This is a genomic window from Porphyromonas sp. KLE 1280, assembly GCF_000700805.1.
GTDB lineage: Bacteria > Bacteroidota > Bacteroidia > Bacteroidales > Porphyromonadaceae > Porphyromonas > Porphyromonas pasteri.
In genome coordinates, this window is record NZ_KL362962.1 from 535840 (window position 1) to 552524 (window position 16685).

The following is a 16685-nucleotide window of genomic DNA, read 5'->3' on the forward strand; positions in this document are numbered from 1 at the left end:
CTTCATCGGGGAGGGAGTATCAGTCTCCGGCATGTAAGGTTCCATTCTGTGGGACGTACTTGCGCTTGCCACTATACTCCGTAATGTCGATACGAATGATCTCCGTCCGATGGAAGGACTTCTCCACATATACCTTTCCCAGCTCCATATCATTAGGCGATAGCTTCTTCAAGAGAAGATGAAGCGCAAGCCGGCGCTCCTCTTCGCTGAGATCAATATGTGCAGTCCCTCGGAGGATGACGCTCTCATACTCGGTAGTAAACTTACTCGGAAGGAGATTCACGCGCCCGACAATACAGAGGGAAACCTCAGGATGACCAGCACGTATAGCACGGAGCTTCTTTCCCTCGGGGGCGCAGTGGATATAGATGCAGTCTCCACCATCCCAGATATGATTGATGGGGAAGCCATAGGGCTTACCCTCTTCATCGATCATCGAGAGGACACAGTACTCGCTCTCACGGAGTAGCTCTAGAGCACGCTCTTCATTAAGCAGGCGATCACGACGCCGCACATCAGCATTATTATACTTCATCATCAGATATATCACTGGGCACAGATTGTAAAGACGACTGGAGAGTGGAGGTACCCTACTCTACCCTCTCAGATTTGCGAAAAACTATCTCGACAGTATCAGCTTTCCTTCATTCTCCAAGAGCAAACCACTCTGCTGTAATTGCTCAAGAGCGTAGGAGAAGGCAGCATCAACATTAGCTCCACGGCGAGAGAATCCCATGCGCTTTGCAGCAATAAGGGTCGCTGCATCAGGGGCGATCGACACATTCTGCTTCACCACTTCAAGGAGGACCTCCATCAGTTCGACCGAAGGGATCTCTTCTATCGAACGCTTTGCGATCGCAGTATTGGGGCGGTACCCCTTCCACTGCTCACCATCTTTCTGTGTAAGCCAAAGAGTCCGACCATCACGGTCAGAGACAGTGAAGAACATGGGCAGGAGGGCATCCACGATCCCCGTAATCGTCGAGCTAACTCGCGCAAAAGACTTGAAGGCCGCCACACGCTTCAAGAGGAGCAAATAGGTAATAGGCTGCTCTCGGGCTACGACCTCACGGACGAAGTACTCCAGCGAAGTGCTAGTATAGCTATCGGTAGCGGGGTACTCCAGCGCCTCAGAAGAGCTTATCGGCTCAGCGATCAGATCTGCCTCAGTGATAGCGAAGGGAGAAGATACTGCTGTAGACTGCTGCTTCAGAGGGCGCTCTGGGAGCGACTTCAGTCGGGCAAGGATGCGCTCTATGACGAGGTCAGGCTGGCGGAACCAGTCCGGACTCCATACACGCATCACCTCCCAGTCGAGGCTCCCGAGTACGCTCGGCTGCACGACCTCACGATCTCGAGTCGTCTGAGTACGTCGGTAGGCTTCTCCATCGATCAAGATCCCTAAGCGATAGCAATCTGGTGCACTGGGCAAGGCTACAGCAAGGTTGACCTTGAAGTTCGAGCGTCCCAGTTGAGTCATCGCAGGATAGCCAGCCTTCTGTAAGCGATTAGCTATCTGCTCGGCGATGATGCGGTCGGCAGAGTCCATATCAGGCTGAGGGCGACGTACGAGCGTCTGTCGCTCAGCATACTCGAGGAAGTGCTTCAAGCCCTCTACGCCCTTAGCCTTCGTGCGGCGCAGATCAATCTGATCACTGGTCATCGTCGAGAAGACCAGCATTTCACAGCGAGCGCGACTGACGGCTACATTGAGGCGACGCTCACCCCCTGCCTTATTCAACGGGCCAAAGTTCATACTGACCTGCCCCGTAGCATCTGCACCATAGCCGATAGAGAAGAGGATGACATCACGCTCATCACCCTGCACATTCTCAAGGTTCTTGATGAAGATAGGCTCATAGAGCTGGTCGGCAAACTCTTGTAGCGAGGTATCACGAGCCATACGCTCGGTCAGCGTATCTTCAATAAGATTCTGCTGTGCGGCACTGAAAGCCACTATACCCATACTCTCCCCTCTCAAGCTATCATCACGCAGACGACGGCATACCTCATGGACGATCGCCTCAGCTTCGGCCTTATTCTGTCGGGTCTTCCCCTTGTCATAGGTCCCCTTGATGTGAATGAATCGCACCTTCGTCGCTTGGTCATCTACTGAAGGGAAGGTAATGAGCTCCCCATCATAGTACTCATGGTTACTGAAGGCGATAAGGCTCTCGTGGCGAGAGCGGTAGTGCCAATTCAGCTGTAGCGAAGGTAGACTGAGAGCCTGGCAGTCCTGCAGGATGCTCTCCAAGTCATCGATACTCTCCTCTTCTTCCTCGACGGAGTTCGTACTGAAGAAGCTCGTTGGAGGCATCTGCTTGGGGTCTCCTACCACGATGAGGGCATTCCCTCGAGCTATAGCTCCTACAGCTTCACTGGTCGGCATCTGAGAGGCTTCATCAAAGACCACTAAGTCGAACTTCTCCGCCCCTAAGTCTATGTACTGTGCCACCGACATAGGGCTCATCAGCATACAAGGGCAGAGGCGCGGTAGAAGGTTAGGAATATCATCCAGCAGCTGGCGAATTGAAGTACCTCGCCCTCCATTGGCTATATTACGATTGAGGCGCCCGATCTCCGAGCTATTATCTATGTCCTCGTAGACATGGGGAAGCTGATTGGACAAGCGAGCATAGAGCATCTTCTTCGACAGCTCTTGGAACTCTGCAGTCAACTCCTTGTAGCGCTGCACCTGCTGATCAAAAAGCTCACCCTCAAACGTGCAGAGAAGCTCGCTCCGAGCTATCTTCTGCTCGGCTAAGGCACGATAGAGCCCCTTGAAGAAGGCTTGCATAAGCTGCGCTGCATCTACTCGCTTCGCCTCCACCTCGCGAATCACGATGTCAAGGCCCTGCGAGGAAAGTTCGCTACGCAGCTGTATCCAGCTATACCACTTCCCGACCAGCCCCTGATGAGTCTGCCAGCGAGAGAAGCACGAAGAAAGCGCCACAGAGAAGGAGCTATCGGAAGGGAACTTATACGATACCCAGGGCTCTGCCACCTTTATATACTGCGACCACTCACCGGAGAGAGCATCGAGCCCTCGGAGCTGATGCTTTAGCTCTTCAGTGAAAGCAGGCTTAATGGACTCTCGGATAGTGGAGACTGAGAGCTGTAGCCCCTCAGCAAAAGCCTCTACAGCCTTCACCAAACGAGGGAGGTAATCCAAGAGGCTTCCCAGCTCCGTAGTAGAAAGGCTACGTCCCAAAAGCTGGTGTATCCCTCCACTCTCTCCCGCACAGTGCTTAACTTCCTTCTGATACTCAAGCACACGCTCCAGATACCCTGCTACTGTCTGAGCTTGCAGCTTCTCACTGTAGAAGCGTATCTTCTTGAGGTAGCTACGGGAGGCAAAGAAGCGAGGTAAGAACCAAGAGTCTTCAATAGCCTTCCACTCTTGTAGGAGGCTCAGTGCATCTATCTCTAAGAACTCCTCACGGCAGTCAGCCGTGAGCATAGCACGGAGTTCATCACGATGCTTCAGATGCTCCCAGATCGAGCGCAGCTGGGCTCTCTGATGCTCATCAAAAGCAATAGCGGTGACAGATGAGTGCATCAGTGGAGAGGCTGAGATCTCTGAGAGGAGGTCTATACCAAGACGTAGACTTCGCTCACTATCCTCCAGATCTGCGCCAAAGATCTCCGTAAGGAGAATACGCGCACGCTGTATGCGTCCTGCGAGAGTCACACCTTCGTCAAGGAGACGTGCTAAGGTCTGCGGCTCTTGGATGCAGGCTAGTGTGGGCCATAATCCGACCAGAGGATGCTCCGAGGGCTGCCCTGCGACATTGAGTACTGCGGGGAGCTTGCTACCAAGCAGCTCTTCGCAGTGTGTGATAAATTCCCCATCAAGATGTGCCAGCTGCTCATTCAATGCGACCTCAAGAGGCTCTACCTCATACGACTCATAGCGCGATATACATTCGTAGAGGGAGAGCTTGGCTCCCTCGCGATCCTTATGAAGACTCTCCATATACTGGATCAGCAGCGTACGACGCTCGTAGAGCTTCTGAGCTATGGAGTCATATTCCTCTGGCTCTCGGATCTTCGCCGTATGCAGAGCTTTATCCAGCTGCTCCAAGACATGCTTCTTCGTCACCTTGTTGGAGTGAAGCTCGAGGCAGAAGGGATCAAGGCCGATCTTCTCAAGTCGGCTCTGCACCACGCTGAGAGCAGCCATCTTCTCTGCGACGAAGAGCACTCGCCGCCCCTGGTACAGCGCATTGGCGATGAGGTTCGTGATCGTCTGTGACTTCCCCGTACCCGGAGGACCATAGAGTATGAAAGAGGAGCCACGCCCTGCCTCCAAGACAGCAGATAGCTGTGACGAGTCTACGGGGACAGGTAGAGCAATGCTCCCAGGAGTCAGATGTTTATCCTCCTCTGCCAAGTTCGTCTGCAGAGACTGAGGTTGCCACTGGAGCGAACCACTGACGAGGCTGGCGACGACAGGATGCGAGAGAAGCTCCTCACGGTGATTATGAATATCGTGCCACATCAGGTACTTATTGAAGGAGAACGTCCCAAGGACACACTCCTCCTCGACATCCCACTTACTCTGCTCTCGGAGAGCGTCTCGGACTTGCGCAAAGATGAGGGGTACATCGACACCATGCTCATCACGAGGAAGGGGATCAATCCCCTTGATGCGTATGCCGTAGGTCTGGCGGATATATTCGATGAGGGTGATATTGAGTGAGATCTCCTCATCTCGCTTGCGGATATAGTAGCGCCCACGCTTATAGACAAGATCTACGGGTAGGAGAAGAAGCGGAGCATAGCGTGCTCGAGGGCTATTCTTCTTCTCATACCAGCGAAGGAGTCCAATAGCAAGATAGAGCGGATTAGCCCCCGTCTCTTCCCTCGTCGTACTAGCATGACGATAGATATTCTTGAGGATCAGCTGTGTCTCATCCTCAGCGTAGTAGGTATGTAAGAGCTTCTGCCTCGTGATATCATTTAGAATCAGTGGCTCCAGAGAGCTAATCATACTGGAGCGAAGTAAGCGCTCCTCTCTATCTACTCGTACGACTCCCTCAGGAATAGGATGGATGCAGTACTCCGTATTCTCCTGCAAGTAGTCCTCTATCGAAGCGACATCGAAGGAGATGAACTGTATGGCACGGCTACGAACAGAGAGATTGAGGAAATTGTTGCGCAGGGAGAAGTCCAAGAGCTTCCGCTCCCAGATATCAAGCTTATTGACCTCCGTCTTATCGTCATAGGCACGATCCAAATCATATCGAGTGCGATGGGTAGCCTCGATGGCACAAGCCGTATGCTTAGGAGCTTCCTCGGGAGCCAACTTCCACGTACCACCCTCACTGAGGCGAGTTGGTAGCGAGATAATACCCTCCAAACGGCAGCGAGCTATGTCAATGAACATCTGAAACTCATTATCCCTCTTGAGATGCTGCCGAGCGATCTCCTGTGCATGCTCAAAGGAAGCATAGTCCTTAGTAAGATCCGTACACTCAAGTACAAGCATCTCGGAGATCCCGTCAGAGCATGCCTTCTCCAAGAAAGATGCATCATCACAGATGCTCTGACGGTAGCACACTTCGCTGAGCCACACACCGAGGAAGGCATGCCCACGCATGATCACGACCCCACTATTGATCCCAACCGCCTCCAGTACAGAGGCCATCAAGAGGGTCAGCTCAATACAGTTCCCCTGATGACTCTCAAGAACCTGATCTGCTAGCGTGATGCGCTGCCCGATAGCCTCATAGCTGGCAGGCACTGCGCGGTAGATAATCCCTTCTTGATGGAGCGCAGCAAAGATGGCGCTAACTTGCTCAACGACCGTATTGGGATCTCCATCTTGATACTCGACAAAGGCACTTGCCCCTGTCATCTGCTTGAGGAGAGCTGATGCCTTGACGACCATCCGCCCTACAGCAGGCTGATTGGGCACCACAAAAGAGGCCAGACACTGTGGAAGGATCTGCGTCCCCAGCCATTGATCAAATGCCATCAACTCCAGGTCATACTCCCGCGAAAGCAAGACTTCTTCCCCGCTATAGATCTGTACAGTGAAGGAGGAGATGACACGCTCTGAGAGCTCAAGCAAAGCATCAGCCTTGGGGAGAACAGCGACATCAGAGATACGTACCGTGCTCCCACGATCAATACGACTATATATAGCAGAGCGCTGCTCTTGGACAAAGCGCCCCCCAATAGAGACACTGATATCCAGCAGGTCTTCCTCACCGACATTCGCGAGCTCTATACTGCTGCAGACTGGGATATGGTTGTGTAGGAGTGCGTAATTGACATTCTTGATATAGTCAATATGTAGCTCTATCATCATCGTAGGGGTCGTTAGTCAGGTAGATATGGGAAGGCAAAAGATAATGCCTCTCACCGCTATAGCACTCAAAGGTAACTATATTTCAGAAGGTAGCTACATAGAGAAATCTCCACCTTTCCTCCAAGAAGAAGCCTTCCCTCAGAAGTGCAGTAGCTGAGAGAAATACCTCAGCAGAAAGCACTCTTATGAAGTCGGGAAAGTAACCAGTACTGATCCGAGAGGTGACCAGTACTGCTCCACTCGCTGACCAGTACTGGTCGATATACCCAACCAGTACTGCTCACTTCAGCGACCAGTACTGGTCGCAAAAGAAACTAGCTGAGGGAGGGTCATCGCACGGTCTCACATCTCCTATTTATCCATCAGATAATCAGCCAGCTATCTCTATAGCTCACTTCATAGTATCGCCTGAGAAAGATGCTTTTCCCTACCCTCGATAAAAAAGAAGCCTCCCCACCGCTTCGTGCAAAAGCAGTGGGGAGGCTTATCTTATCAGAGCATAGAGCTACAAAGAGCTCTACGAGAAGTTACTTCTTCTTAGCGGGAAGGTGAATAGCAAGACCCAGGGCGTCAGCGATAGCTTCATAGAGAGCTTCGGAGTAGGTGGGGTGCCCGTAGATCGTAGCGATGACTTCCTCTGCGGTAGCTTCCATCTCCATGATCAGTGAAGCCTGGCTGATCATTTCAGCAGCCATAGCACCGATGATGTGGATACCGAGGATCTCACCGTACTTGTTGTCAAGGATAACCTTGACGAAGCCTTCCGTTTCACCAGAAGCAAGTGCACGGCCGTTAGCTGCGAAGGCAAACTTACCGATGCGGACATCACCGTACTTCTCACGTGCCTGGTCTTCGGTCAGACCGACCATAGCGACCTCGGGGCGCGTATAGACTACTGAGGGAGCGGAGAGCATCTTGAGTTCACGTTCGTTGCCCTGCAGAGCGTTCTCAGCAGCGACCTCACCCATGCGGAATGCCGTGTGAGCAAGCATCTTCAGACCGTTGACATCACCAGGAGCATAGATACCCTTGACGCTGGTCTCCATGAACTTGTCGACCTTGATGCGACCGCGCTCGATCTCGAATTCGATCTCACCAACACCTTCGAGGTCGGGTACACGACCGATAGAGAGCAGAGCCTTTTCAGCTTCGATAGCCGTACCATCCTTGAGGATAGCAGCGAGCTTGCCCGAGCGGTCTTCGATCTTTTCGATAGCAGCACCGGTCAGGATCTTGATACCGCGCTTTTCGAGTTCGCTACGGAGCGTCTTAGAGACTTCCTTATCAAGAGCAGGGATGATGTAGTCAGCCATCTCGATGATCGTCACCTTCGTACCGAGGGATACGAGGGCTTCAGCCATTTCGACACCGATGACACCACCGCCGATGACGACGAGGCTTTCGGGACGTTCTTCGAGGCTGAGGATATCGTCACTGGTCAGGACTGCAGGATGATCGAGACCTGGGATAGGAAGACGACCTACCTTAGAGCCACCAGCGAGGATGATCTTATCAGCCTTGATGATGTCCTTACCATCGACGACGACGTCCTTGTCACGGTTGATCTTACCGACACCACGGAAGACTTCGACACCGTTGCTCTTGAGGAGTGAGTAGACACCGCCCGTGAGCTTCTTCACTACGCTGTTCTTGTAAGAGACGAGCTTCTTCATATCGACAGAGAAGCTGGTGTCAGCGAAGTTGATACCACGAGCTGCAGCCTGTGCTACACCGTCGAGGATCTCAGCATTGCGGAGGAACGTCTTGGTAGGGATACAGCCCTTGTTGAGGCAGGTACCACCAAACTCAGCCTTCTCAACGATAGCGACCTTAGCACCGAGCTGTGCAGCACGGATAGCAGCTACGTAGCCAGCAGGGCCACCACCGATGACGCAGAGGTGGTAGGAGCCTTCGAGGTGTACCAGAGGAAGAGCAGCACCTTCGTGCTTAGGACCTTCCTGCTTTTCAGGTACGATCTCATCCTTCGTGCGGACGGTCTCAAGGCTTTCGCCAGCTTCACCGATGTAACCGATGACTTCGGCGATGGGTACCGTCTCACCAGCCTGGTGAGTGATCTTGAGGAGCACACCCGAAGCTTCAGCTTCGAGCTCCATGCTCGTCTTGTCGGTCATGATTTCGAGGAGGACTTCACCAGCCTGTACGGGGTCTCCCTCGTTCTTGCGCCAGCTGACGATCTCACCTTCGGTCATATCTAAGCCCGTCTTGGGCATGATGATCTCTGTTGCCATATCTATTTAGGATCTTCTTTTGTGGTTCGAGTGGTTGATTTAAACGAGGAGAGGGAGTGGAGACTCCAGGGTAGCCTTCAGCTCCTGCATGAACTTAGCTGCACCAAGACCGTTGATGACACGGTGGTCGCTGGTCAAGCTCATCTTCATGATGGGGCGGATGACGACCTCACCGTTGCGTACGACGGGCATTTCCTTCGTCCCTGCGATGGAGAGGATAGCGGAGTTAGGCTGGTTGATGATCGAGGTGAAGGACTCGACACCATACATACCCAGGTTGGAGATGGTGAAGGTGCTACCTTCCTGATCCTGCGGCGTAAGCTTCTTGCCAACAGCACGCTCGGTAATGTCCTTGAGACGGAGCATCAGGTCTACGAGGCCAAGCTTCTCTGCCCCATGAACGACAGGCACCAGAAGGCCTTCATCCATACCGACTGCCATAGCGAGGTTCACATAGTTGTGAAGCTCGATCTGTGAGCCATCAGCAGAGAGTGAAGCATTGATATAGGGGTGATTCATCAGCGTGCGCACGACAGCGATGGAGATGATATCCGTGACAGTGAGCTTCTTGCCCGTCTTCTCCTTGATAGGCTCGAGGAGCTGCTTGCGGAGCTTCGTAGCTTCGTACATATCGACCTCATAGTTCAGGACGAAGGTAGGAGCTGAGAAGTAGCTATCTGCCATACGCTTAGCGATGACGCGACGCATCATGTTCATCGGTACGATCTCGACTTCACCTGGAGCGGCGGCGATTGCAGAGGCAGCAGGTGCAGGAGCTTGAGCTGAAGCAGCGGGACTGGCTGCCGATGCTGCAGCTGGAGCGGCGGCAGGAGCAGCAGGCTTATCCTGCGTGAAGGGATCGATGATCCCCTCGAGGTTGGGGTAATAGCGATCTCCAAGGACAGCAGCTACATCAGATCGCGTGATCTTCCCACGGAAGCCCGTCCCCTTAATCGTAGAGGTATCGATGCCAAAGGCATCAGCGATCTTCTTAGCCAGAGGAGTGATACCACCTGCCTTCTCGTAGCTGAATTCAGCTACGTCCTCAGCGTGGATACGCCCCTTGTAGCCAGAGCCTGCGATCGCATTCAGGTCGACTCCCATGCGGTGAGCCAATGAGCGAGCTGCAGGTGTGGCTCTTAGTTTATCATTTCCCATATTCAGATTATTCTTATGACGTATAGCCCTCACCTATGATTGGGGTAGAGGGCTATACGCGGATAGTATCTTCGTGTGCGACGATTAGCGCTTGTCGTAGAGGCGCTCGATATACTTCAGGATGCGATCAACATCGGGGAGCATAGCGACCTCAAGAGAGTGGTTGTAAGGCGTAGGGATATCCTCAGCGGCCAGACGCAGGATGCGGCTATCGAGATAGTCGAAGGCGCCGCTCTCAGCGATAGAAGCTGCGATCTCACCGAGGAAACCACCCGTCTTGTGAGCATCGTTTACGAGGAGTACACGACCCGTCTTGCGGACGGACTCGATGATCGTCTCACGATCCAGCGGAGCCAGCGTCATGAGGTCAACCACTTCGACCTCGATACCCTTTTCAGCAGCCTTGTCAGCAGCCTTGAGGACGCGCTCCAGCATACGACCGTAGGTAACCACGGTGACATCCTTACCGACGCGCTTGATATCAGCCTTGCCAATAGGCAGGACAAAGTCAGGAGAGGTGGGTACCTCACCCTTCATATTGTACTGAGCCTTGTACTCAAGAAAGATCACAGGGTTGTTGTCACGGATAGCAGCCTTCAGCAGCCCCTTGACATCTGCAGGGGTACCTGGAGCTACGACCTTGAGACCTGGGATGTGGCAGAACCATGATTCGAGACTCTGAGAGTGCTGAGCAGCAGAGCCCAGACCCGAGCCAGCAGCGCAGCGGAAGACAACGGGCACAGAACCCTTACCACCGTACATATAGCGGGTCTTAGCAGCCTGGTTTACGATGTTGTCCATCATGTACACGATGAAGTCCATGAAGGTCACGTCGACGATAGGACGCATCCCCGTCAGAGCAGCACCGACAGCACAACCCGAGATAGCGTTCTCGGAGATAGGCGTGTCACGTACACGCTCACTGCCGAATTCCTCCAGCATACCTACTGAGGTACCGAAGTCACCACCATAGACGCCGACATCTTCACCCATAAGGAAGACGTTCTCATCGCGACGCATCTCTTCGCTCATCGCTTCGATGATGGCGTCACGCACGGACATCACCTTTGTTTCTTGTCCTTCTATCATAATAGTTTATTCTTTTTCTTAGGGTTAGTGAAGAGCAGTGGCCTATTCGGTGAAGATATCTTCGAAGGCCGACTCAGGAGAGGGCTCGGGACCCTTGCGACCGTACTCTACGGCAGCGTCAATGGCCTTGTGGCTTGCAGCTTCGATAGCATCGAGCTCCTCAGCCTTAGCAAGCTTCTTATCAAGCAGGTAGTTACGGAACTTGAGGATTGGATCCTTCTTCTTCCACTCGTCTACCTCTTCCTTCGTACGATACTTACCAGGGTCAGAGGTCGAGTGACCGTACCAGCGGTAGGAGATAGCTTCGACGAGGACAGGCCCCTTGCCAGCGCGTACATCCTTGATCACCTTGTCCATCGTCTCACGTACAGCTAAGAGGTCATTACCATCTTCGATGAAGACGCCAGGGACACCATAGGCAGCAGCACGCTCATAGACGTGCTTCGTACGCATCACAGAGCTAATAGGCGTAGAGATGCCATAGCCGTTATTGATGCAATAGAAGATTACAGGGAGATTCCAGATGGCAGCCATGTTCAGCGTTTCATGGAAAGATCCTTCGTTGGTAGCGCCGTCACCGAAGCAACATACGACGATCTTGCCCGTGTTCTTCATCTTCTGAGTGAGGGCTGCACCGATAGCGATACCCATACCGCCACCGACGATCCCATTGGCGCCGAGGTTACCAGCATCGACATCAGCGATGTGCATCGAGCCGCCCTTACCCTTACAGACACCGTTTGCCTTACCCATGATCTCAGCCATCATACCATTCAGGTCAATGCCCATAGCGATACTCTGACCGTGGCCACGGTGATTGGAGGTAATGAGGTCGCCCTTCTCCAGACCAGCGATAGCACCGACGTTAGCGGCTTCTTCGCCCACAGAGAAGTGCGTCATACCAGGGACTTCCCCACGACGCACCAGCTGGTTGACCTTGTTGTCGAAGTTGCGGATGTCCTCCATCTTGCGGTACATCTCCAGCAGTTCTTCTTTCTTGAGTTTAGCCATAACTGTATTCTATTTAGATACTTATTTGATCTTCTATTTTTGCAGCGCCTCGGCAGCACTTCCATCTTAGCATTCAGGAGGAGCACTACTACAGGCTTATGCGCCGTGATTCAGGAGCATCTCCATGCTCCAATAAGGGAAAATAATCCGCATTAACCCTCCGTATTGTCATATTGACTATACAAAGATATGCATTACGCACAAATCCCATCACACCGCAGCCCCTTCAGACGAGTTTTCACTGCTTCTCAGACCCAATTTCAAGAGAATTTGTATCTTATTTTGAGCCTAAAATGAGGCTTTTAGTAAGTCAACCAAGAATCCGAAAAGTGACTTCCAGTTAGAAAACAGCAAGAGAATCAGATGGTTCACTCATTAGACACTCATTTTAATAAGCTTGAGCTATTCCTTCATTTACCCTGTCAATAGCTGCTACTTTAAATAGAGACTGTTGCCGCGAGTCCTATCCTCTATTTAGAGTGCTAAGGCATCGCACACCCAGCTCCCCGATATGCCTCTCCGAAGTGATACACAAGCCCTTCGCCTTATCGCGAGTATTCCTCTTATCCAGCGGAGGAAAAAGTGTCCTTATCGTGAAGGAAAAAGCACCATCACGTAGTGGTTTTCCTCTGTCTATGCACGTAGTCTTAAAGACCAGGTACGTAAATCTAAATATCCATGTACGTAGATATTAGAGCCACGTACGTAGTCCAAACTTATCTGCCACTCGTCCATAACTTTTATCCCTATGCGGAGCAACAACCTGGTATAGGTCACTTCACAAAGCTATACGGAATCGATCCAAAGCTATATAGCTTTCTTCCCCATCCTATATAGCTCTACCCACGTACTCAAATAGGTGATTTAGCGAGAATCTCACTCCTCTGAGAGGCAAAATGAAGAGATTCCCCTAACCTATTTATCTATCTTATATCTATCTTAGATATATCAAGTAGAGCATGATGCCGCTAAGGCTGGATATAAAAAACCACCGCACACAGCTGGGATAGCTGCGTGCGGTGGCACAATGATTCTTTCAGATAGCCGAGAGCTTACTCTGCTTCGTCATGGTCTGCAAAGTCCGTGATACCAGCCTCGATGAGGATATTGTACCAAGTGTAAAGCTTCTTGATGTCCGAGGTGTAGACACGCTCGCGGTCAAAGTTAGTAATCACTTCACCGAACGAGTTGCGTAGCGCATCGCTATCCTTGAGGAGTTCTTCAGACACTGCTACACCAGCCTGCTTCTCATGGAGACGCGTGAGGACTTCCGAGAGAGCAATATCTTCGCCGTCAGTGAACATAGAGATATCACCAAGCGATACCACACGGTCCTTGGGCAGAACGGGGATACGCTTCTGAGTCTGGAGCGACTCAACGATGAGCGTATTCTTGCTGGAGGAGAGGAGACGATAGAGTCCAGGCTTGCCTGAGATAGAGAGAATAGTCTTCAACATATAGGATCTTATTTGAGCGGAAGGCTGGCTGCCTCCCTTGATGGGTGCAAAAATAGGGATATTTGAGTGAATAGCCACTGAGAAAGCTCAGTCGAGGAGCTTATCAAAGAGACTATCAAGTTGGGGGGTGAGAGGATGAGCCTCATCATTATATATCAGGAAGTCTGCACGCTGAGCTAATTTCTCCTGAGGCATCTGATGCTGCATGCGAGCACGAACGGCCTCCTCACTTGCGCCATCGCGCATCATAGCTCGCTGCAAACGAAGCGTATCATCAGCAAGGATAGCCAAGACACCATCGGTATAGGCATCGAGACCAGCATCCAGAAGCAAGGCGCTCTCTAAGGCACACAGGCGTTTCCCTTCTGCGCTGAGCCCTTTACGCCAAGCGACAAAATCGCGGCGCACAGCAGGATGCACGAGGGCATTGACTTGCTCCAGAAGAGAGCGATCTGCGAAGATCAGCGATGCCAGCGCCTTCCGATCCAGTAATCCCGAAGGAGTATAGATAGGTGCACCGAAAAGGGCAATCATCGCTTCTCGGAGCTCTCCATCAGTATCGTAGAGGGCCTTAGCACGGCTATCAGTATCATAGACGGGGATGCCACGCTCCTCGAGTAGACGAGCCACGTAGCTTTTTCCGCTACCTATCCCCCCTGTGATCCCCAGCGTGTAGATACCATGAGAGGTACGAGCTGAATGCAGAGGACTACTTGCGCTCTTCGATGACATACTGCACACGGTCAGGGGTCAAGCGATAGTGCTTGAGCCAATCAGGCTTCTGCACAAGGGTGATGGGGAGCTGACGAGGAGTCTCCCCAGAAGCATTGCCAGCCGTCACGAGATCGGGATAAGCTACAGCGATCTTCAGCTCCTCCGGCTTGATATCCTTATAGCGAGAGCGAGGCAGTGTGAGCTGGATCGTAGCTACTCGAGGTAAGGGTAGCAGGACAAATCCCTCTGGAGCACCCGTCACCTCGACGGGAAGTGTGAAGGTCTGCTCCGTAAGCTGCTCCACGGGGACATGGACCTGCACTACATTGGTCGAGGCATATACCCCATCGGGGAGGAGGAGGCGCACCTTCGTCGTCGTTGTCGCCTTCAGTACGTGCTCCTCAAAGGGAGCTGTAAGAATCGTAGTCAACGTATCTAAGGCCTTCCCCGAAGCAAATACGGTGATCTCCGTTGGAGTAAGCTCAATATCACCGATAGCATAGCCCGTAGCGACCTGCGGCAAACTTCCCAACGTGATCGGAAGCACCTTACGATGACGACGGTAAGCCGTCGCATTAACTGAAGCGGGCGAGATGGAGATGACACGAGCTGACGTAGCGAGTCGGCTCCGCACTTCTCCCGAGAGGGCAGAAGCCGAAAGCGAGAAGCCCGCGATAACCTGATGATCACGCTGCAGGCGAAGGCGGATAGGAGCCAGTCCACGAGTTGTATACTCCAAGAGATGCCCCCCTTCATCCTCTAAGCTGACCTCAATGTACTCAGGTAGCTTCGTCTGCATACCCACCTCAGGCGGGATGGAATCATACACCACGGGGATATGCAGCGTATAGGTAAAGCGACGCTGAAGGCTCTGCACGAACCAGAAGGTAGCAGAGAGCAAGACAAAGACGAGGAAGATAAAGAGCTCCCTACTCCTACGACGCTTGGGCGGGGAGGAGTTCAGCTTTCGGGCTGATAATGGGACTCTCGGAGGGGAGTTCTTCAGATCTAATCGCATAGCTCGTAGACATTGATCCGCACGATCACACGGCGGATATGAAGAGAGGCTGCCCGCACATTTGTAGCAGGCAGCCTCTTATATTTATGAGACCGTAGGCTGTAGGCTACTTGGCAGCTGCCTCAGGATCCCCTGCAGGGAAGACAGAGCCCTTATCGACACGGACACGTACTCCGTCAGCGATCTCGACGACGAACTCGGTCTGCTTGATATCCTTGATCACCCCATAGAGGCCACCAGAGGTCACGATACGATCGTTAGTGCCGAGTGCATCGCGCTTCTTCTGCAACTCCTTCTGACGCTTCTGCTGAGGACGAATCATGAAGAGCCAGAAGATCACGAAGATTGCGACCATCATGATGATAGTAGAGTAGCCACCGCCAGCATTCTGTCCTGCGGCCTGGAGGAGAATCATTTCCATTCGTTATGTGTATTAAGTATTGGGTGAATATTGTACGTTACTATGGAGGGCTATACTACTTGAGTATCTTCCCTTCCTCCTTCAACTTTCGTGCCAAGGCATCGAGGACACCATTGACGAAGGAAGCACTATGGTTCGTCGAGTAGTGCTTTGCCAGCTCGACATACTCATTGATCGTGATCTGAGTAGGGATAAGAGGGAAATAGAGGAACTCCGTCACGGCAAGATTCAGCAGAAGCGCATCAACATCAGCCAGACGCTCACTACTCCATCCTGCACTCAGCACGGGCTCAATGATCTTCATTTGATCATCGTACTTCAGCAGAGTCTGACGGAAGAGCAGACGAGCAAAGCGCTCATCATCCTCGTCCTTGAAGGCCGGACGGATATCATCGTCGATGGCCGTATCCTCTTCGCTCTTGCGCAGAGTCTTCTCGACAAAGTCCTTCACGACTTCTACTGGACCATTCTCCAAGCGTGCACTCTGATAAGCACCCGCCTCGCGAGCCTCATTGAGGGCAGCCTGTAGCGCTTCATCTTCTGTAGCGGGACGATCTTCGACCTCAGCCTTCTCGACTTCTCTCAAGTCATCCTGCCAGTAGATCGAATGCTGCTCCAGCCATTCGGCGAGCATCTCATCTGTCGTGATGATCTGTGTAAAGACATCGACCCAGAAAGCACGATCCTCTTCAAAGCCTACCTCAGTAGCCTTGAGATAATTTGTATAGATATCCGAAGCTTCGATGCGACGGAGGAGGTGGCGCAGGAGTGCTTCATCTTCCTCCCAGCGGAGGCTGAAACCCTCATACCACGTGCTCAGCTTCTCTGACGCCGCAAGCTTAGCAGCCAAGCGATTCTCCAGAAGGTGCAGATTGGGGCTACGCTCTGCCTTAGTCGCAAGATGCTTATTCTTACGGATCTCAAGCACCTCACGGTAGAACTCCGTGAAGGAAGGGATAAGCTGCAGGAGGAAGAGGTAAAGGTCGTACGTACGATGGAGACTGAGCAAGAGATCCTGCTCAGCAGCGGTCAGCTTCAGCTCGCCACGATGTAGGTGAGCATAAGCCACCTGAAGTACACGGGTGCGTATTAGTACTCTATTGATCATAATTTCAAGTCGCTTACTCCTCTTCTGTGGCCTTACTCATATGCCCAGAGGACTCAGGGAAGTAGGACAAAGAACGCACAGATACTCAAGAAGTAGTACACAAAGATACGAGGATTTCGCCAAATAGCCACTCCATACCTGCAC

Annotated in this window: 11 protein-coding genes; all 11 read right to left on the reverse strand. The window is 52.3% G+C overall.

Annotated features, from left to right (window positions below):
- Nucleotides 1–19: 19 nt before the first annotated feature.
- The 11 genes from HMPREF1121_RS02105 to nusB all read right to left on the reverse strand — a co-directional run bounded on the left by HMPREF1121_RS02105 (nucleotide 20) and on the right by nusB (nucleotide 16541).
- The gene (locus HMPREF1121_RS02105) at nucleotides 20–535 is read right to left on the reverse strand and encodes a pyridoxamine 5'-phosphate oxidase family protein (protein WP_044114742.1); all 516 of its coding nucleotides are present in this window, start codon (nucleotides 533–535) and stop codon (nucleotides 20–22) included.
- Between the two features lie 84 nt (nucleotides 536–619).
- Entirely contained in the window at nucleotides 620–6316 is a 5697-nt protein-coding gene (locus tag HMPREF1121_RS02110) for a DUF4011 domain-containing protein (protein ID WP_044114444.1), read from the reverse strand.
- A gap of 527 nt (nucleotides 6317–6843) precedes the next feature.
- On the reverse strand, nucleotides 6844–8565 hold the full coding sequence (lpdA, locus tag HMPREF1121_RS02115) for a dihydrolipoyl dehydrogenase (protein WP_044114445.1): 1722 nt from the start codon (nucleotides 8563–8565) through the stop codon (nucleotides 6844–6846).
- A gap of 39 nt (nucleotides 8566–8604) precedes the next feature.
- Complete coding sequence (locus HMPREF1121_RS02120; protein ID WP_044114446.1) at nucleotides 8605–9723, reverse strand: dihydrolipoamide acetyltransferase; 1119 nt, start codon at nucleotides 9721–9723, stop codon at nucleotides 8605–8607.
- 84 nt (nucleotides 9724–9807) lie between these two features.
- Nucleotides 9808–10812, reverse strand: a complete 1005-nt coding sequence (locus HMPREF1121_RS02125; protein ID WP_044114447.1) for an alpha-ketoacid dehydrogenase subunit beta — start codon at nucleotides 10810–10812, stop codon at nucleotides 9808–9810.
- Between the two features lie 42 nt (nucleotides 10813–10854).
- The gene (locus tag HMPREF1121_RS02130; RefSeq protein ID WP_044114448.1) at nucleotides 10855–11823 is read right to left on the reverse strand and encodes a thiamine pyrophosphate-dependent dehydrogenase E1 component subunit alpha; all 969 of its coding nucleotides are present in this window, start codon (nucleotides 11821–11823) and stop codon (nucleotides 10855–10857) included.
- 1052 nt (nucleotides 11824–12875) lie between these two features.
- Nucleotides 12876–13280 (reverse strand): DUF5606 family protein, encoded by a 405-nt coding sequence (locus HMPREF1121_RS02135; protein ID WP_044114449.1) that lies wholly within the window; start codon nucleotides 13278–13280, stop codon nucleotides 12876–12878.
- A gap of 87 nt (nucleotides 13281–13367) precedes the next feature.
- Complete coding sequence (gene coaE / locus HMPREF1121_RS02140; protein WP_052353551.1) at nucleotides 13368–14012, reverse strand: dephospho-CoA kinase; 645 nt, start codon at nucleotides 14010–14012, stop codon at nucleotides 13368–13370.
- The gene (locus HMPREF1121_RS02145; protein ID WP_044114450.1) at nucleotides 13990–15012 is read right to left on the reverse strand and encodes a CdaR family protein; all 1023 of its coding nucleotides are present in this window, start codon (nucleotides 15010–15012) and stop codon (nucleotides 13990–13992) included. Before HMPREF1121_RS02145 ends, coaE begins: the two co-directional genes overlap by 23 nt.
- Nucleotides 15013–15118: 106 nt before the next feature.
- Nucleotides 15119–15433, reverse strand: a complete 315-nt coding sequence (gene yajC / locus HMPREF1121_RS02150) for a preprotein translocase subunit YajC (protein WP_044114451.1) — start codon at nucleotides 15431–15433, stop codon at nucleotides 15119–15121.
- A 55-nt stretch (nucleotides 15434–15488) separates the two neighbouring features.
- Nucleotides 15489–16541 carry a transcription antitermination factor NusB gene (nusB, locus tag HMPREF1121_RS02155; protein ID WP_044114452.1) on the reverse strand — a complete coding sequence of 351 codons (1053 nt, stop codon included), beginning with the start codon at nucleotides 16539–16541 and terminating at the stop codon, nucleotides 15489–15491.
- Nucleotides 16542–16685: the final 144 nt, after the last annotated feature.